The 15828-nt window shown below is 60.5% G+C and carries 15 protein-coding genes; 4 read left to right on the top strand and 11 right to left on the bottom strand.

Translation table 11 applies throughout. The features are described 5' to 3' along the window. Positions 1-276: 276 nt before the first annotated feature. The 4 genes from HMPREF0308_RS06120 to HMPREF0308_RS06105 form a co-directional block, all read right to left on the bottom strand. Positions 277-1254, bottom strand: coding sequence for a glycine betaine ABC transporter substrate-binding protein (locus tag HMPREF0308_RS06120; RefSeq protein WP_005529749.1), 978 nt, complete (start codon positions 1252-1254; stop codon positions 277-279). Between the two features lie 169 nt (positions 1255-1423). Continuing rightward, positions 1424-2101: an ABC transporter permease gene (locus HMPREF0308_RS06115; RefSeq protein ID WP_005529747.1), complete on the bottom strand. Its 678-nt coding sequence runs from the start codon at positions 2099-2101 to the stop codon at positions 1424-1426. Next, complete coding sequence (locus HMPREF0308_RS06110; protein ID WP_005529745.1) at positions 2098-2742, bottom strand: ABC transporter permease; 645 nt, start codon at positions 2740-2742, stop codon at positions 2098-2100. Before HMPREF0308_RS06110 ends, HMPREF0308_RS06115 begins: the two co-directional genes overlap by 4 nt. Next, entirely contained in the window at positions 2739-3557 is an 819-nt protein-coding gene (locus HMPREF0308_RS06105) for an ATP-binding cassette domain-containing protein (protein ID WP_005529744.1), read from the bottom strand. The genes HMPREF0308_RS06110 and HMPREF0308_RS06105 overlap by 4 nt, the downstream gene beginning before the upstream one ends. Positions 3558-3770: 213 nt before the next feature. Between HMPREF0308_RS06105 and HMPREF0308_RS06095 the strand changes: the two genes are divergently transcribed. Both HMPREF0308_RS06095 and HMPREF0308_RS06090 read left to right on the top strand, forming a co-directional pair. Beyond that, a complete protein-coding gene (locus tag HMPREF0308_RS06095) occupies positions 3771-4838 on the top strand; it encodes an LLM class flavin-dependent oxidoreductase (protein WP_005529742.1) in 1068 nt (355 codons plus the stop codon). 77 nt (positions 4839-4915) lie between these two features. Further along, on the top strand, positions 4916-6163 hold the full coding sequence (locus HMPREF0308_RS06090; RefSeq protein ID WP_005529740.1) for an FAD-binding oxidoreductase: 1248 nt from the start codon (positions 4916-4918) through the stop codon (positions 6161-6163). A 15-nt stretch (positions 6164-6178) separates the two neighbouring features. On the opposite strand, the gene HMPREF0308_RS06085 is transcribed toward HMPREF0308_RS06090, so the two are convergent. Continuing rightward, positions 6179-6988, bottom strand: coding sequence for a carbon-nitrogen hydrolase family protein (locus HMPREF0308_RS06085; protein ID WP_005529738.1), 810 nt, complete (start codon positions 6986-6988; stop codon positions 6179-6181). Between the two features lie 103 nt (positions 6989-7091). Here HMPREF0308_RS06085 and HMPREF0308_RS06080 point away from each other — a divergent pair, with 103 nt between their 5' ends. Beyond that, the gene (locus tag HMPREF0308_RS06080) at positions 7092-7352 is read left to right on the top strand and encodes a hypothetical protein (protein ID WP_034657090.1); all 261 of its coding nucleotides are present in this window, start codon (positions 7092-7094) and stop codon (positions 7350-7352) included. Further along, positions 7349-8509, top strand: coding sequence for an alpha/beta hydrolase (locus HMPREF0308_RS06075; RefSeq protein WP_005529734.1), 1161 nt, complete (start codon positions 7349-7351; stop codon positions 8507-8509). Before HMPREF0308_RS06080 ends, HMPREF0308_RS06075 begins: the two co-directional genes overlap by 4 nt. A 30-nt stretch (positions 8510-8539) precedes the next feature. Here HMPREF0308_RS06075 and exaC read toward each other — a convergent pair whose 3' ends face one another. The 6 genes from exaC to HMPREF0308_RS06045 all read right to left on the bottom strand — a co-directional run. After that, positions 8540-10060 carry an acetaldehyde dehydrogenase ExaC gene (gene exaC / locus HMPREF0308_RS06070; RefSeq protein WP_005529733.1) on the bottom strand — a complete coding sequence of 507 codons (1521 nt, stop codon included), beginning with the start codon at positions 10058-10060 and terminating at the stop codon, positions 8540-8542. 241 nt (positions 10061-10301) lie between these two features. Beyond that, complete coding sequence (locus HMPREF0308_RS06065) at positions 10302-10727, bottom strand: heat shock protein transcriptional repressor HspR (protein ID WP_005529730.1); 426 nt, start codon at positions 10725-10727, stop codon at positions 10302-10304. An 11-nt stretch (positions 10728-10738) separates the two neighbouring features. After that, the gene (gene dnaJ, locus HMPREF0308_RS06060; protein ID WP_005529729.1) at positions 10739-11968 is read right to left on the bottom strand and encodes a molecular chaperone DnaJ; all 1230 of its coding nucleotides are present in this window, start codon (positions 11966-11968) and stop codon (positions 10739-10741) included. Positions 11969-12166: 198 nt separating this feature from the next. Next, a complete protein-coding gene (gene grpE, locus HMPREF0308_RS06055; RefSeq protein ID WP_005529727.1) occupies positions 12167-12925 on the bottom strand; it encodes a nucleotide exchange factor GrpE in 759 nt (252 codons plus the stop codon). Beyond that, positions 12925-14769 carry a molecular chaperone DnaK gene (gene dnaK, locus HMPREF0308_RS06050; protein WP_005529726.1) on the bottom strand — a complete coding sequence of 615 codons (1845 nt, stop codon included), beginning with the start codon at positions 14767-14769 and terminating at the stop codon, positions 12925-12927. Before dnaK ends, grpE begins: the two co-directional genes overlap by 1 nt. 229 nt (positions 14770-14998) lie before the next feature. Further along, positions 14999-15828: ABC transporter ATP-binding protein (locus tag HMPREF0308_RS06045; protein WP_005529724.1), on the bottom strand; the 830-nt coding region annotated here is incomplete at its 5' end.

The following is a 15828-nucleotide window of genomic DNA, read 5'->3' as shown; positions in this document are numbered from 1 at the left end:
GCTAGGTCGCCGTACTACGAGCACGCTGCCCGCCCTTTCCCACGTTAAACACAAGTATCGGCAGAAGCACTGGCCGCGAAACAGCCATGTCGATATACGCCACAGGCATTGCCGATGTACGCGAGATTAGGAAAGTATCCTCAGGAAACGAATCATAAATATGTTCAGCGCGCTCCCGGAGGTCAAGTCCGCGTAGGCATTCCAGTTTGCGCCGGTGCAGGTAATCAGGAAGTCAGGAAGGAATTGAAAAAATCGGCTCCAAATAAGGGAAAATTTTTAAGACGCGTCAATAAAATCGCGGGCGATAGCAGCCGGCTCCGCCTTCTCATTACCGGAATTTCTTAAGTTCATCGCTACAAGGTCTTCAGTCTTTAAGTTTCCATCAAACTTATCGAGTGCCTCCACCGCCTTTTGCGGAACATCCGCACTGCGGTAGACAGGTACAACGTTCTGCGGGGCTACCAGGTTCTGGGGATCTTCCAGGCGCACAAGTTTTACCTCTTTGCCATCACGATCCAGGATGGGCGAGGTGGTGTAAATATCTGCTACGTTGGCCTCACCCTCCAAAAGCGCCGCAATAGTCAGCGGGCCGCCACCATCGGAAATTGCGTGCATGGTGAACTTGTCCTCGTCCGCGCCATAGGTTTGACTGAGTCCGCGTGGGCCGTACGGACGCTCCGCAAGCTCCGGGTTTCCCGCCAGCTTAATCTCGTCCAAGTTCTTCAGGTCAGCGAGGGAAGCTAGCTTGTATTTCTTCGCTACCTCAGGCGTCACATGATAGGCGTCTTTCGATTCTGCGGGGGCGAATGCGCCAGCGGCAAGCGCTTCGGGCAGCACGCCTTCGAGTGCCTCATAAACCTTCTGCTCATCAGCCCCGCTAGGAAGTTTCGCCTTGTAGAACTGCGCCAAGTTGCCGGTGTATTCCGGCACAATGTCCACAGTTCCCTCTTCTAGGGCCTTCATATAAATCTCGCGGGAACCAATCCCGGACTTCACTTCGACATCGAAGCCTGCGTCCTCCAAGGTCGCGGCCCACAGTTGGCCCAAGATCTCGGACTCTGGGAAGTTTGCGGTACCGATGACGATGGTCTTGCTATCGCCGGCGCTTTCCGACGCCCCCGGCTCCGCCGTAGGATCCGCGGAGCTACACGACGCCAGAAGGGCCGCGCTGGTGACAGCTGCACAAACCGCGGCCACGCCGCGATGCAAGGTACCGCGCTGCAGGCCAGAGTGAAGAAGTGAAAATGAGCGCATGAGACATACCTTCCGGGCTAGGGAGTAAGGAGCGTTGTATCTAGACGTAGCGACAAAAACTGTTGAGTTTTTAACTGCGCTAACTCCACGGTACCCAGATTCATTCCGTCATGCCTTCTTTATATGCCTCCTCAGCGTCCAACTCTTGTAGCTACCTCCGGCCACAGACTTAGTTCCGCATGCCCGTATTCGGGCGTAGCAATCGCTGGCACAGCGCCAAGACACCGTCGACAGCTAATGCCAAAAGAGCCACCATGAGTGCGCCGACAAGCATCTGCGGGTAGTCACGCAGCGCCAAGCCATCAATGAGGTAGCGGCCCAGCCCAGACAACCCGATATAAGCCACGATGGTCGCGGTGGCCAGCACCTGGACCGCCGCAGAGCGTATGCCGCCCACGATGGAAGGCGCGGCAAGCGGCAGCTCCACCTGCCGCACAATGTCCGATTCGCTAAATCCCGCAGCTCGGGCCGAGTCCACCACCCCGCGCGGAATGGCCATCACGCCGGTAACTGTACCCGCCAGCATCGGCGGGATAGCCAAAATGACGAGCGTTACAATCGCCGGAATTACGGGAATGCGCACCCCGAAACTAAACTCCAGGGTCAGCCAGGTCAGCAGACCCAAAGAAGGCAACGCGCGCAATGCGCCCGACACAGCAACGACGCCGTTCACGCCGCGACGCGTGTGCCCCATCAGGACACCCAAGGGCAAAGCGACGACGGCTGCGATTGTCACTGCCGCTAGGGTATAGCCCAAGTGTGCCAACAGGCGCTGCCCCAACCCATTTGCACCGCTCCAATTCGCGCCATCAGCGATGAATGAAAAGGCCTCTAGAAGAAAGTTCATGACGCTTTCCTAGCCCAGGGCAGCAGCACACGCCCGATAAGGACAAGCAGCAGGTCAAAGAGCACAGCGAGCAACACGGTACCTACAAAACCCGCGATGATCTGCGTGGGAAAGTTGCGCTGGAACCCTTCGGTAAAAAGCGTGCCCAAAGAGTGCACGCCCACCAGCGCACCCACTGAGATGAGCGAAATCGTCGAGGCAGAGACCACGCGCAGGCCGGCGATAATGCCAGGTCCTGCAAGGGGTAGCTCCACCTGGAACACTCGCTGCAGCGGCGAGTATCCCATCGCGGTCGCCGCAGAAGCCACCGCCGCTGGGACGGTGTCGAAGGAATCCGCCGTGGAGCGCACTTGCAAGGCCAGCCCGTACAGTGTCATCGCGATGATCACGTTGAGTGACGACAACACCGAAGTTCCAATAACCAAAGGCAGCAAGATGAACAGCGCCAACGAAGGAATGATGTAGAGCGCGCTGCTCAGGCCCACGACAATCTCGCGAATTCGCCGGTAGCGGTGCGCCACCCAGCCAATTGGCAGCGCCACCAGCAAAGCAAGCAGGATAGGCGGCCACGCCAAGTTAGCGTGCGCGATGCCCAGCTCCACCAAGCGCGAAAAGTTGCTGCTTAACCAGTCCCACTTCATGCGGGACCATCCGCCAATATTCCGGCCACCGTTCCGTCTTCGCCCACCAACACCTTGCGCCCGTCGCAGGTCTCAACATGGAGGCGCTTAGCTTCCAACCCCACGAAGTGCTCAACCTCGGTGCTGGCGGGGCTCGTAATGAATTGCTCCGCTTTGCCGTGCTGACGGATGTGGGCGCGCTCTCCGAGGAGCACCACGTCGTCGCCAAGCAAAAATGCCTCATCAACGTCATGGGTGACCATGAGGATGGTCTTGCCGATGTCCTCCTGCAGCTGCAGGACCTCACGCTGCAACTCGCGGCGCACCACTGGATCAACAGCGCCAAAAGGCTCGTCCATGAGCACGATGTCGGGGTCGGCCACGAGGCCACGGGCCACGCCCACGCGTTGCGCCTGGCCGCCGGAGAGCTCACCTGGGTAGCGGTCGAAGAATTCGGAGGCGACGTGGACTCGCTCCAGCCACTGGGCCGCCTGTTCCCGCGCTTGCTTTTTAGTGGCCCCACTCAGCCTGGCCACCGCGGCCACGTTGTCGAGCGCCGTAAAGTGCGGCAGAAGCCCGGAGTTCTGCATTACATAACCAATTGACCTGCGCAGATGCACAGCATCGCGTTCGGCCACAGGAATGCCATCGATAAGCACTCGACCGTGGGATGGCTCCACCATCCGGTTAACCAACCTTAAAAGGGTGGTCTTCCCACAGCCTGAAGGGCCTACCAGAATGGTGGTCTTGCGCGGCTGCAGGGCATAGGAAAAGCTCTCCACCGCGGGGGTCGGGGTTCTCGGATACTGGACCGAGACGTTGTCGAATTCAATCATTGCCCAACAAGCTTACCCCTCCTAGGTATTACAGTGGCGAGAGTAAATTCGAACGCCGGCATCCCACAGCCCCACTTTCACCTCGCCGTCATCGGCGCCGGTCAGGCCGGGCTCGCGGCGCGGGCTGCCGTGTAAGCTCTCCGCACACTCGACGCTTCAAGCTAAAAGTGTTAACCTTTTTGTTGTTACGTCAATAAAATTAGGGAGTTAGATATGAAAGCATTCGGCTTTCTAAGCTTTGGTCATTACGCCTTCGGCGGACAGCGCGGCCCGTCGGCCGAGGACATGGCCAAGATCCACCTCGACCTTGCACAAGCCGCGGACGAAATCGGCGTCAACAACGCCTCCTTCCGCGTCCACCACTTCGTGCCGCAAGCCTCCGCGCCGATGCCGCTCCTGGGCGCAGTGGCGGGTTCCACCAAGCACATCGAGGTGGGCACCGGCGTTATCGATATGCGCTACGAAAACCCGCTGTACCTGGCAGAGGAAGCAGCCTCCCTGAACCAAATCGCACGCGGCCGCGTGGCCTTGGGTGTCTCCCGCGGCGCTCCCGAGGTAGCCGACCGCGGCTGGGAGTCCTTCGGCTACAGTTCCGAGGCCCCCAACGGCGCGGACTTGGCCCGCGCCAACTTCGAAAAGTTCATGGCCGCCATCGACGGCTATGGCATGGCCACCGCCGCCCCACTGGAGAACCAGTACCCCAACATGTATCAGCCGGGTTCCCAGCTACCGGTCTTCCCACACTCCCCTGAGCTGCGCAAGAACATCTTCTGGGGTTCTGGCACGCACCACACCGCGGAGCAGGCCGCCAAGGATGGCGTAAACCTTATGTCCTCCACCCTCGTTTCGGAAACCTCCGCTGAGACTCTCGGCGAGATTCAGGTGGACCAGATCAACCGCTTCCGCGCCGCATGGAAGGAAGCTGGCCACGACTGGACCCCGCGCGTTTCTGTCTCGCGTTCCATCTTCCCCATCGTCGATGGCGCAGATATGCAGCGCTTCGGCATGCAGGCCACCGGGCACGACCAGGTGGGCTTCCTGCCGGAGGTTGGCGCCTCCACCTTCGGCCGCACCTACGCCGCCGAGCCGGACAAGCTGATTGAACAGCTCAAGGCTGACCCGGCAATCATGGCCGCCGATACGCTCCTCATCACGGTGCCCACCACCATGGGCTTGGACGTAAACGTGCGCATCCTGGAAAGCTTTGCCAAGCACGTAGCGCCGGAACTCGGTTGGATCCCGAACGACCAAGGCCCAGTCACTGGCTACGAGATTGCCTAAAGCGAGGCTCAACCGAGGGGGACTAGCCCACTTTCTTCGTCCTCTTTCTTCCAAGGCCCCAAGTAGGATTGACTGACATGAAGGAATTGGGCGAACACGTACGCAGACACGCTGACGATTACCGCGACGCGGTGCACGAGCACTTCTTCGCCACCGTGGCGGAGTCACGCCAGATTTTCGCCCTGTCCATGCGCGATACGCACCCAGCGCTCGGCCCGGCCGTGGCCTGGGTACTCGACGCCGCTGAAGACGACGGCACAGTGCCTGCGGAAACCCTCGAGCGCATCAAGCAACTCGGCCGCGAGCACCGCCGCCACGGCTTCCCACCGGAAATCTATCCCAAGTTCGAAGCTTCCCTCATTAAAGGCTTCGAAGCCCTAGCGCTCACCAGCCACCAACAGCAGGTCGCCACTCGCGCCCTCCACATGGTGTGCCAAGCCATGGCGGAGGCAGCGCATGCTGACGACGTCGCCGACGTCGCCCCTGCGCACAGCGCCCAGGTCGTGGCGGTCGAGCACCCCAACCGCAAGACCGCCATCATCCGGGTGGAATCCGGCGCTCCCATTGACTACCAAACCGGCCAGCACTTTCCCATCACCTCGCAGCTGCTGCCCGGCACATGGCGCATGCTCACTCCAGCCCACCCCGCCGATGCGACCGGGCAGCTGACCTTCCACGTGGCGCTAGCTGGCGACGCCTCCTCCATGCTGGCCAAGGCCAAACCTGGGGACTGGTGGACTTTGGGCGCGCCTGCCGGCGAGCCGCTTGAGCTGCGTACAAAAGCTGCTTCGCAAGCAGGCCAAGCAGGTACCGCCTTGATTAGCTTCGGAACCGGCTGGGCGGCCGCACGCGCAGCGCTGCTGGATTGCTTGAACTCCAATGACCTTCCCGCAGGACTCAGCATCTACAGCGTGATGCCCTCCCCGGGCGAGCACTACGACACGCATTTCCAAGCCAACGTCCAAGCCCTTGCACCGCGACTGTCGCTGCACTGCATCGCGCGTAGCGCCCAAGACCCGTGGTTGCTGGGCGCGCAGCCTCAGGCGGAGGGCTTTAGCGTGGAGTCCACCGAAGACCCTATGGAGGCTGTCCTCCTGCACGAGGGCACGGCAGCTAAGCGCAAGCGCTTCATCCTGGTTGGCCCAGCCGACCGCGTGGAGGTTTCCCGCGAAGCGCTGCTCAACCACGGGGTCCCAGCTGAGCACATCGAAGAAACGTCCTGGCAGCGCGGACATGAGTGGGCAGCTTCCGCAGCCGATCTCGACGGCTGGGAGGACTGGGACGCATGGGCCGCATGGAAAAAGTCCGAGTGGACAAAGCAATAGCGTGGTGGGCGAGCCTTAAGCCTCGAGCACAGGGATTGCCTTGCGCGTCTTCTCCACGAGCGCGGCATCAATTTCGGCATAGATGATCTCCGGTTCGTAGCCGGCTTCAACTACGCGGGTGCCGTCAGGCGCCACGACAACGGAGTGACCAATGCCGGTGGGGCCAGAATCCTCACCGGCCTTTTCCTTGCCACCCGGGCGGGCTTGACCCGCCGCGACGATGTACGAGGTGGAATCCAACGCGCGCGCCGCACTGAGCAGGCGCCACTGGTCGAGCTTGCCCGGGCCATCAGCCCAGCTCGTAGGCACCACGATGACCTGGGCGCCTTGGCGAGCCAGCTCTTTGAACTGCTCTGGGAAGCGGATGTCGTAGCAGATTGCCACGCCTACGGTGATGCCGGCGACGTCGAAAGCCACAAGCGCCTCACCCGGGCGCACCGTGTCGGATTCCTTGTAATTGAAGGCGTCATAAGTGTGGATTTTGTCGTAACCGCCAAGAACGTCCGGCCCCGCGATGAGCGCAGTGTTGCTCACGCGGTTGATGGTCTTGCCATCACGCTCAACGGTGTCCGCTGGGCTGAACATGCCCAGCACCACGGTGACACCGAGCTGCTGCGCCACCGCACGAATGGTGGTCACGAAGTTGCCTTCGAGCCCCTGTGCCTGCTTGTCGAGGCGACCTGCTCCGAAAGCTTGGGAGGTAGCCTCCGGCAGCACGATGAGCTGCGCGCCGCCTTCCGCGGCCACACGGATTTTCTCCACGGCCAACTCGAGGTTCTCCTCGATGTCTCCGCCGGTCTGAATTTGCACTGCAGCTACCAACATGACTACCCAAAATAGCGCAAGTCGCGATGAGTTATCCACAGATCTGCCCTCGCAGAGAATTTGGGTATGGAAAATCCTTGACATCTTCCGCAAGGCTGGGTTTATGAACTTCTTTATCGCAGATTCCGCCCGTTCCACCGTCAGTTCCCTTCTTGGCCGCCGGCACCTCCCAACGGCTCCCCCACCGCCTGAGTACCCGCGCACCGCAACGGCGCTGGCCCGCATTCAGGCTAAGTGGGATTCAACGCTGAGCAAGAACGCCGCGCTTCACGACGCCGCCCTTAACAACCTCGATCAATTCCTGGGCCATGCCCAGCATTTAGACATAGACCTGGCGCAGACACTGGACGGGGGCCTGCAATGAATCGTGCAGCAAGCCTCACACTGAGCGCACGACACCTCCACAACTCAGGCGCTGAGCTCGACTTATTTATTAAGGGTTCGCTCGATAATTGGGTACGCCTGCCAATTTTCGGCGACTTTGCGGAGGCCGCCCGGAGCCAGCTTTCGGCCACCACCGGCCAGCTCATGATTCCCGCCGAGGCCATGCGCGCCGCGGCACTGGTGTTGGAGAGCTACCAACCCCTACTTACTCGCGTCGAAGAACTCCGCGCCCAGGCAATCGGCATGCTTACCCGAATGGATGAGGTCCAGCCGTGGTCCAATCAGCTGGGCACAATGTTGAATGCACTTGACGCTCTTGCTGACGCCCTCGACTGGGCCTGCGCCGCCCAAATCGATGCACTATGCACCCCGGAGCTCGCCCCGGGCGGCAACTACTTCGAAGACTTCTCCGAGATGCCTTTAGACAGCCTGCACCAAATGCAACTGAGCACCGCCCCACCGGAGGCAGCCGCCCTTGCCGCCAACAATCCCGACGTAAAGATTCTCGAAGCAGGTCCCGGCCGAGTCGCGGTGCTTGTCGATCCGACAAAGGTGGGAACCGCGGCCGCTAGCGTCACCACGTTTATCGGCGGCGTTGGTTCCTCGGACCCCGGCGGCTGGCAGCGGGGCATCGAACGCGCGCGGGCAATCGCGCACGCGACCGGCGGTCCAGCCGTGGCGTGGATGGGATACTCCGCGCCACGCAACCTAAGCGGGGCGCTGCACGAGGCACCAGCTACACGCGGCGCACAGGATTTACAGCGCTTCCAGCGCGCCGTGGGCCAACGCTTTCCTAGCGCGCAGCGAATAATCGTGGGCTATTCCTACGGTTCTGTGGTGGCGGGAAAGGCAGTGCGCGCCGACAACGTTGCGGATGACGTGGTCTTCGTCGGCAGCCCCGGCACCGATGCCACAACAGCTAGCGAGCTAAGAGCGCGCACATGGGCGTCGACAAACGCGCACGATCCCATCGGCACCACCACAGGCCCAGGCGGTGGAATCCACGGCCCGGACCCGAGCTCCGCGGCCTTCGGCGCCACACCCCTGCCAGGGGCTAACCGTCTGCCCGGTGACCACAGCTCATACTTCGAAGACCCCGCATTCCTGCGGGGCCTAGGAAGGATTGCTCGGCGCTAACCCAAGCAGCAGCTGCTCGAAACGAAAGACTTAGAAGAGACCAGCGTGCTCCTCGGAGTAGGACACCAGCATGTTCTTGGTCTCCTGGTAGTGGGCCAGCATCATGAGGTGGTTCTCACGGCCGATGCCGGACTCCTTGTAGCCGCCAAACGCGCTGTGCGCTGGGTAGACGTGGTAGTGGTTGACCCACACGCGGCCCGCCTGAATCTCGCGGCCCGCGCGGTAGCAGGTGTTCTGGTGGCGCGACCAGACACCGGCGCCGAGGCCGAAGTTTGTGTCATTTGCAATCTGGATGGCTTCCTCGAAGGTCTTGAACGTAGCCACAGAGAGCACCGGGCCGAAGATTTCCTCACGGAAGATGCGCATGTCGTTGGTGCCCTTGAACACGGTCGGCTCGATGTAGTAACCGTTCTCGAGGCCTTCGACCTTGTTCACGTTGCCGCCGACGAGGGTCTCCGCGCCCTCCTTCGGGCCGATTTCCAGGTACTCGGAAATCTTTTCCATCTGTTCCTGGGAGGCCTGCGCGCCCATCATGGTCTCGGTGTCGAGCGGGTGCCCGATCTTGATCTTCTTGACGCGCTCGACAGCCAGCTCGAGGAACTTGTCCGCGATGTCTTCGTGGATGAGCGCACGCGACGGGCAGGTACACACCTCGCCCTGGTTGAGCGCAAACATCACGAAGCCTTCGACGCACTTCTCGAGGTAGGCGTCATCCTTGTCCATGATGTCCGCGAAGAAGATGGACGGGGACTTGCCGCCCAGCTCGAGGGTGACGGGGATGACCTTGTCAGCTGCGGCCTTGTTGATGATCTTGCCCACTGGGGTGGAGCCGGTGAACGCAATCTTGGCGATGCGATCGGAGCCGGACAGGGCCGTTCCGGCCTCCTCACCAATGCCGTTGACAATGTTGAGCACGCCCTTGGGGAGAAGGTCACCGATGATATCGATGAGCAGAAGAATGGACGCCGGGGTCTGCTCGGCTGGCTTCATGACGATGGTATTGCCGGCGGCCAGGGCAGGCGCGATCTTCCAAGCGGCCATGAGCAGCGGGAAGTTCCACGGAATGATCTGCCCCACGACGCCAAGCGGCTCGTGGAAGTGATAAGCCACGGTGTCTTGGTCGATCTGCGAAAGGCGGCCTTCCTGCGCACGAATGGCGCCAGCGAAGTAGCGGAAGTGATCGACGGCGAGTGGGATGTCCGCCGCGAGGGTCTCGCGCACCGCCTTGCCGTTCTCCCAGGTCTCGGCCACGGCGATCTTCTCGAGGTTTTCCTCGATGCGATCCGCAATACGGTGCAGGAGCAGCGCGCGCTCAGCCGGAGTGGTCTTGCCGAAGGTTTCGAAGGCCTTCTCCGCAGCGTCGATAGCCAGGTTGATGTCGGCTTCCTTACCGCGGGCTACCTGGCAAAAGACCTCACCAGTGACCGGCGTGATGTTGTCCATGTACTCGCCGTCGACCGGAGGTACCCATTCGCCGCCAATGTAGTTGTCATAACGCTCGCGGAAGTTGACGATAGCGCCTTCGGTACCGGGATTTGCGTAGTGGGTCATGGTGAAGCCTTTCTTTTCAACAGGTTGGGTTGCTGTGTGTAACTGCGTGACGTCACCCCTGTTGGAGAATGTGTGACATCCCACAATTTCTGGCTGCCATCATAACAAGCTTTGCAAAATGTTGTTGTTTTCTTGCCTCAAATCTTCACAACGGGGTTAATGAGCTGCCATCCTGGTTCTACTGAATACAGAAAAACCCCGGTAACCGGATTTATATCCAATCCAGATAGCGGGGGTAGTTCTAATCGTTTCCTGCTTCGCTTCGGCGACGGTTTCGCCGCGGCGTCCACATCACAACTGAGGTGGACCGCGGAACGTGCACGAGTTCGCCGCGCGGTTGGCGCATGCCTGCCTGCTCGCGCAGTTGTTGCACCTCGGCGAGCAAAGAATCGCGCTCGGCCTCTAGCTGGTCGCGCTCCTCGGTGAGCTCGATAATCGACTTGATACCTGCCAAGTTCACGCCTTCGTCATGCGAGAGGACCTGAATCTTGCGCAGCAACTCGATGTCCCGGTCAGAGTAACGGCGTCCGCCGCCCTGGGTACGAGCGGGCGAAACGAGCCCGATGCGGTCATAGGTGCGCAGGGTTTGTGCATGCATACCGGAGAGCTCGGCGGCAACGGAAATCACGTAGACCGCCTTGGTGCCTGCCTGGTTTTCCTTGCTCATCGTTGCCTCCTTTAAGCGCTGCCCGCGGCACTACCGTGGGAGACGTTGCCCTCCCAGCCAGCGCGCGGATCGAAGCCCGAGTCCCGTTCAGCCTGCGCGTAAGTGCGCAAAGCGCTGGTTGCTGCGCCATCGAGATTCGTTGGCACGGTCACTTGGACCGTAACTAGAAGGTCACCGGACTTGCCGCCACGCTTGGCGACGCCGCGGTTGCGCACGCGCAACGTCCGTCTGTCTGAGGTGCCCGCGGGAACCTTGACACGGACCGGGGAATCGAGGGTCGGCACAGTAATGGTGTCGCCCAACGCCAGTTCGGCGAAGGATACCGGCACGGTGACGTGCAGGTCGTCGCCCTCCCGTGTGAAGACCTTGTCCGGCTTTACCTTGACGGCGACGAAGAGGTCGCCGGCCGGTGTGCCGTTGGGGCCAGCCTCACCCTGGCCCGCCAACCGGACCTTCTGGCCATCAATGACGCCAGCAGGGATGCGGACGGTAATCGAACGGGTTCGATGGACCGTGCCAGAGCCGTTGCAGTCAGTGCAGGGGTCCTCGATCTTCTGGCCCGTACCGTCGCACTCGGTACATGGCGCGGAGAAGGCGAAGGCCCCGCGGTTTTCGGAGGAAAATCCGGTGCCCTTGCAGTTCTTGCACTGCGAGGTCTTACCGGACTTAGAACCGGAACCGTGACAGGTGGTGCACGGAGCTTCACCCGTGAGTTGCAGAGGAATCGTGGTGCCCTTTGCGGCCTCGCGGAACTCGAGGGTTATTTCCGTTTCGACGTCGGCCCCCCGCGACGGCCGAGCTGTGTGGCCAGCACTACCGCCGCGGTTGAAAACGCCACCGAAGATATCCCCAAAACCGCCGCCTTGAGACGCTCCTCCAGTCGATCGTCCTCCGAAGATGTCGGAGAGGTCGAATTCTTCCGCCGCTCCTTGGCCCATGTGCGAAGATCGAAACCCGCCGGGAAAGCCGGCGCCTCCCATCCGTCCAAACCCACCGCCGCTGCGGACCATGGCCTTAAACTGGTCGTATTCCTTGCGCGTCGTGGCGTCGGAAAGCACGTCATAGGCTTCGGCAACACGCTTAAATTTCTCTGCTGCCGCCGGGTTATCGGGGTTAGTGTCCGGGTGATTCTCACGCGCTAGCTTGCGGTAGCTGCGCTTGATCTCTTCTGCTGACGCGGAAGAGGAGACCCCCAGATCCGCATAGTAATCTTTGTCTGCCCATTCGGGTTTAGCGCTCACTGGGCATCCCCTCCTTTCTTGAAAACCACCACTGCGGTGGATTTTAGGGGGCTAGAGCTTCTAAAAAAGTTGTTCTAATTCTATTTAAGTGTTCTAAAAGCGGCCAAGAGTCAGTGCGGCCCCGCGCTCCGGGGCTGCCAGCTTCTGGGCTACTGACTGAAATGGCGCCAAGGTATAAGACCCTGACGCCACCTCACCCTATTCGGAATCAGATTCCGAGTTCGCGGTATCGCTACCGCCCGTACCGTCCGCGGAAGCGTCGGTCGCGCTAGGTGCATCTGCGATGATCACCATCGCGGTGCGCACCAGCTTCTCGCCGACCTTGTAGCCCCGACGAAGGACAGTTCCCACTGCCTGCTCGCCACCGTTAGACAGATCCTGAACGGCTTCGTGGATCTCTGGGTCGAAGGCATCGCCCTCTGCGCCGAAGGCCACGAGGTTGTTCTTATCCAGCACGCCGATCAGCTTGTCCGCGATTGCCTTCAAAGGACCTGCTTCGAGGTCACCGTGCTGACGTGCGAGTTCTAGGTCATCAAGGATAGGCAGGAATTCTGCCAGGACCTTGGCCTTGGAAGTCTCGATGACAGCTTGACGCTCGCGCTCGGTGCGGCGACGGTAGTTGGTGTACTCCGCGTTCAGACGCTGCAAATCTTCAGTTCGCTCGGCGAGCTGCGCCTCGAGGCCGTTGCCGGATTCCTCCGCAGCATCGGCGGTGGCATCAGCCTCAGCCTCTGCGGCGGCGTCGTCTTCAGTGACGTCGGCAAGCGCTGCCTCAAGGTCAGCGTCCAAGGTGGGATCGAGTACTGCCTCTTCGGCGGAGTCAGCCTGCGCATCTTGTGCAGCCTGGGCCTCCTGAGCTTCTGCGGCAGCTGCCTCAGCGCGGTCCGCCGAGGTTGCTTCCGGATCGGTGTTGTCCGGGTCGCCTGGGTTTTGCGGCATTCCGCTGTCCTGAGTCATTACTTGTCGCCATCCTTGGTCTCGTCTTCGTCGACTACCTCTGCGTCAACAACGTTTGGGTCGGACTCGGCGCCAGCTGCGGCGCCCTCAGCACCGGCCTCAGCAGCCTGTGCCTCGTAGATCTGCTTGCCCATCTCCTGGGAGACGGTGCCCAGCTTCTCCACTGCGGACTTGATTGCCTCGATGTCGTCGCCCTTCAGCGCCTCATCGACGGCGTCGGCAGCCTCGGTGACCTGGGTCTTAACGTCCTCGGAAACCTTGTCGGAATTCTCATCCAGGAACTTGCGAGTCTGGTAGGAGGTGGACTCTGCCTGGTTGCGCAGCTCCTGCTCCTCGCGGCGCTTCTTATCCTCTTCGGCGTGTGCCTCAGCGTCCTTGACCATGCGGTCGATCTCCTCCTGGGACAGGCCGGAACCATCCTGAATCTTGATGGTGTTTTCCTTGCCGGTGCCCTTGTCCTTAGCGGAAACGGAGACGATGCCGTTGGCGTCGATGTCGAAGGTGACCTCGATCTGTGGGACGCCGCGCGGTGCCGGAGCGATGCCGCCGAGTTCGAAGGAGCCGAGCAGCTTGTTAGCGGAAGCCATCTCGCGCTCGCCCTGGAAGACCTGGATCTGAACGGAAGGCTGGTTATCTTCCGCGGTAGTGAAGGTCTCGGACTTCTTGGTCGGAATGGTGGTGTTGCGCTCGATGAGCTTGGTCATCACGCCACCCTTAGTCTCGATGCCGAGGGACAGTGGGGTGACGTCGAGAAGCAGCACGTCCTTGACCTCGCCGCGCAGAACGCCTGCCTGCAGAGCAGCGCCGACAGCAACGACCTCGTCCGGGTTAACGCCCTTGTTCGGCTCGCGGCCCGTCATTTCCTTGACCAGCTCGGAAACAGCCGGCATACGGGTGGAACCACCAACGAGAACGACGTGGTCAACCTCGGACAGGGACAGGCCTGCGTCCTTGATGACCTGGTTGAACGGAGCCTTGGTGCGGTCCAGCAGATCCTGGGTGATCTTCTGGAACTCGGTGCGGGACAGGGTCTCATCCAGGAAGAGCGGGTTCTTCTCGGAGTCAACAGTGATGTACGGCAGGTTGATGTTTGCGGACTGGGAGGAAGACAGCTCGATCTTTGCCTTCTCAGCAGCCTCACGCAGACGCTGCAGGGCCATCTTGTCCTTGGTCAGGTCGATGCCGTTAGCGGACTTGAACTTCTCAACAAGCCAGTCAACGATGCGCTGATCCCAGTCATCGCCGCCGAGCTGGTTGTCACCAGCGGTTGCCATAACCTCAACGACGCCGTCGCCGATTTCCAGCAGGGAAACGTCGAAGGTGCCGCCGCCTAGGTCGAAGACCAGGATGGTCTGCTCCTGCTCGCCCTTCTCCAGGCCGTAAGCCAGTGCAGCTGCGGTTGGCTCGTTGACGATACGCAGAACGTTCAGGCCTGCAATTTGGCCAGCTTCCTTGGTGGCCTGACGCTGGGAGTCCTCAAAGTATGCCGGGACGGTAATAACTGCGTCGGTAACGTCCTCACCGAGGTATGCCTCAGCGTCGCGCTTCAGCTTCATCAGCGTGCGAGCGGAGATCTCCTGCGGGGTGTACTTCTTGTCATCGATGTCGATGGTCCAGTCGGTGCCGATGTGGCGCTTGACGGAACGGATGGTGCGGTCAACGTTGGTAACCGCCTGGTTCTTAGCGGACTGGCCGACCAGGATTTCGCCGTTCTTTGCAAAAGCAACGACGGACGGGGTGGTGCGTGCACCTTCAGAGTTAGCAATAACGGTTGCCTCGCCACCTTCCAGAACGGAAACGACCGAGTTGGTGGTACCGAGGTCAATGCCTACTGCGCGTCCCATGATCTTTTCTCCTTGCTTGGTTGGGTTTGTTCTTAAGTTGATAATGCGCGACTCAACTTCTGCCGCGTCCAGTCAGCGACTCTAACAGAAGCAACACTCAAAGTCATCCAAACCTGAGCGCCGGTCACTCAATCTACACAACGCGGACAAACTCAAAGTTGTTCCCGATCGACTCAACTTTTTATTTATTGCCAGCACGCTGGGGAAATGAAGCTGCTCAATTGGCGGCTCACCCCACTGGGACGATTGCTGGCTCTCCGTCCGCATTCACAACGCGGACTGCCAAGCCGTAAAGATCCTCGATCAGGGCAGGGTTAATGACATCGCGCGGCGCGCCCGCATCCCACACCGTTCCATCTTTCATCGCCACGACGTAATCGGCATAACGCAACACATGCGCCAAGTCATGAATTACCGCAACGAGGGTCTTGCTACCCGCCAGCTCTTTCATCAACTTCATGAAGGAATGCTGATACCCAATATCCAAGGCACTCGTTGGCTCATCCAAGAAAAGTACAGGCGTTTCCTGTGCGAGAGCCATGGCCAGCCAAGCACGTTGACGCTGACCACCTGACAACGCCGCCACCTCGGCCTCTTCCAATTCCTCAAGGCCTACCTCCGCTAGCGCACGACTAACAGCACGCTCGTCTTCCTGGCTCCTCCACCCCATAAATCCTTGGTGAGCGAAGCGCCCTCGCGCAACCAATTCTCGGACATTAATCCCCTCAGGGGCTACGGATTGCTGCGACATCACAGCAACGCGCTGGGCATATTTTCGCCGCGAGAGTAAAGCTGCGTCTTCTTGGCCAATATGCACCGCACCTGCGCTCGGTGTTTCTAACCGCGCAAGCACCTTCACCAGGGTGGACTTTCCACAACCATTCGGGCCGATGATGGCTGAGAATTTGCCCGCGGGGAAAGACACATCCACCGAGTCGAGAATTAACGGGGCAGTTCTGCCATAGGACATGCTCAGCCTTTCAGCCCTCACGCCCGGCGCACCGTCATACACTTTTTGTTCGTTCATTTTTACCGGCCTTTCACGCGCGCAAATCGGGA

Origin of the sequence: Corynebacterium striatum ATCC 6940, from assembly GCF_000159135.1 — a bacterium.
GTDB lineage: Bacteria > Actinomycetota > Actinomycetes > Mycobacteriales > Mycobacteriaceae > Corynebacterium > Corynebacterium striatum.
The sequence above is the reverse complement of the archived record's forward strand: the minus strand, read 5'-3'. Positions and strand labels throughout refer to the sequence as shown.